Source organism: Staphylococcus sp. URHA0057 (genome assembly GCF_000620265.1).
Taxonomy (GTDB): Bacteria; Bacillota; Bacilli; order Staphylococcales; family Staphylococcaceae; genus Staphylococcus; species Staphylococcus pasteuri.
In genome coordinates this window covers 1-2,110 of the sequence record NZ_JHVS01000026.1, presented here as the reverse complement: position 1 = coordinate 2,110, position 2,110 = coordinate 1, and the positions used below count along the sequence as shown (strand labels likewise).

The 2,110-nt window shown below is 29.8% G+C and carries 2 protein-coding genes and 1 pseudogene; 2 read left to right on the top strand and 1 reads right to left on the bottom strand.

The window, feature by feature from the left end:
• A pseudogene (locus N524_RS13485) lies at positions 1–66 on the bottom strand (IS6 family transposase); the annotation flags it as partial.
• On the opposite strand from N524_RS13485, the gene N524_RS12875 reads away from it, so the two are divergent.
• Both N524_RS12875 and N524_RS0109405 read left to right on the top strand, forming a co-directional pair.
• Positions 43–696 carry an ABC transporter ATP-binding protein gene (locus tag N524_RS12875; protein ID WP_231460225.1) on the top strand — a complete coding sequence of 218 codons (654 nt, stop codon included), beginning with the start codon at positions 43–45 and terminating at the stop codon, positions 694–696. The pseudogene N524_RS13485 and the gene N524_RS12875 sit on opposite strands and share 24 nt — an antisense overlap.
• A 1-nt stretch (position 697) precedes the next feature.
• Positions 698–1,468, top strand: coding sequence for an ABC transporter permease (locus tag N524_RS0109405; RefSeq protein WP_002455772.1), 771 nt, complete (start codon positions 698–700; stop codon positions 1,466–1,468).
• Positions 1,469–2,110: the final 642 nt, after the last annotated feature.

Sequence of the window (2,110 nt, the reverse complement as noted above, 5' to 3'; positions counted from 1 at the left end):
TAGATAGTAGCCAACGGCTACAGTGATAACATCCTTGTTAAATTGTTTATATCTGAAATAGTTCATACAGAAGACTCCTTTTTGTTAAAATTATATTATAAATTCAACTTTGCAACAGAACCAAAAACATCTTTGATGAAAGTTATATTAGGCTACTCGATTTATCAAGAAGGTAACTTTGAAGTTATTGAAAATAAGCATAAAAAAAGTAACGTTGGTGCATTGATCGAAAATCCAGGAGTATATCCCTTTATGTCAGGCTATGACAATCTTAAACTACTAAATGAAACTAAAAATACTCAAGATATTGATACAATTGTCTCTCAACTTAAAATGGATGAGTATATACATAATAAAGCCAAAACATATTCCTTGGGTATGAAACAAAAATTAGGTATTGCAATAGCTTTCTTAAATCAACCCCAATTAATTATTTTAGATGAACCTATGAATGGGTTAGATCCTAGGGCTGTAAGAGATGTTAGAGAACTCATTGTAAAAAAAGCGGAAGAGGGCGTTACCTTTTTAATTTCTAGCCATATATTAAGTGAGTTAGTAAAAATCACCAATTCTATCCTTATCATTAACAAAGGTAAAATTGTTACTGAAACTACCGAAGAAGAATTAAACCAATATAAAGATAACGATTTAGAAAATGTATTATTAAGTATCATTGATAAGGAGGATCAATCGTAAAATGGGCACTTTAATTAAGCAAGAATGTTTTAAATTGTTTAAAAAGAAATCGACGTTTATTATACCAATTATCATTATGTTATTAATGGTTGTTCAAGCTATAATATCTAAAAACTATGATGATGTTTTTTCTCCACAATCATCTATTGAATCAGCATTTAGTGGTTTTTCATGGTTTATCTTTTTATTAATTATTCAAGCCAGCACCATTATTTCAATGGAGTTTTATCATGGTACAATTAAAAATCTTCTCTATCGAAAATATACGAGAACAAGCATTATTATTAGTAAAATTATTACATTAATACTTTTTTCACTACTGTATTTTATTGTTAGTATTGTTGTAGGAATTATTCTATGGGCTATTTTCTTCAACGATATCAATCTCCTTGAAAGTAAGGGTGATGCGTTATCGTTATTAAGTAAAATGTTATTAACTGGACTAGGTACATATGTTGGAACATGGTTAGTCTTAAGTATCACCTTATTAATTTCATGTGCAATGAAAAGTCCCGGTGTCTCTATTGCTGTCGGTATTGTATTGTATTTTGCCACTTCAATTTTGTCAGGGATATTAACAATTGTTGTAGATAAATGGGAATGGTTAAAATGGAACCCTATTAGTATGATGAATATTATGGTTCAAATTGTTGATAAAAACATGAAAAAATTCACAAAATTAGAACTGCATGAATTATTTATTGGTAATATTGTTTATATTATTATTTTCTTAATCATCGTAGTATTTGTCTTTAAAAAGAAAAATGTCTAATCTAACTCAACACACTTTATAATTTTGCATTCCTCTACTAACCAGTGTTATAATCTACTTAACTCCCGTAAGGGCGCACTTATACGTTTGTTCCAAACGCTAGTGTAGATCCGTCATCGACCTGCGTCGATTTTTAATTTTAAATTCAAAGAAACGGCTTGAGATATTCCGAGCAGTTATAAAAATTAATTTGTGTCGAATATCGCTACTACATTCTTGAAAAAGTGATGTAGATTTTTAGCCCATAACTTTTTTTATTTACATCGACGATACGGCGTCGAAGGAAAAATAAACAGACCGTACGAAAGAAAAAGCCAATCCACTTTGTCTGGGTTGGCTTTTATTTTTATATCCAAAGACGCACTTACACACCTAAAAAAGTGTCGTACTAAAACCAAAACTCATATGTGATAAGCTAATATCCTTATTTTGCATTTTAAGGGGTATTTTATATGTTTTTTTACATAAGCTCTTAAAACACAAATGAGAGCCAAATAAAGGTTCTGTATGGACTATGATTGCCTCATTCACTCTGTTTACATAACCAATGATTATCAGAAGTACGATCCACATAAAAAGCACGATAAGTTTTTAAACTTATCGTGTCCTTTTTAATTACAGTTAGTTACCAAACAAACGACT

Excerpts from the sequence above, each read along its gene's own strand:
- N524_RS0109405 (WP_002455772.1), top strand. The coding sequence starts at position 698 with ATGGGCACTTTAATTAAGCAAGAATGTTTTAAATTGTTTAAAAAGAAA.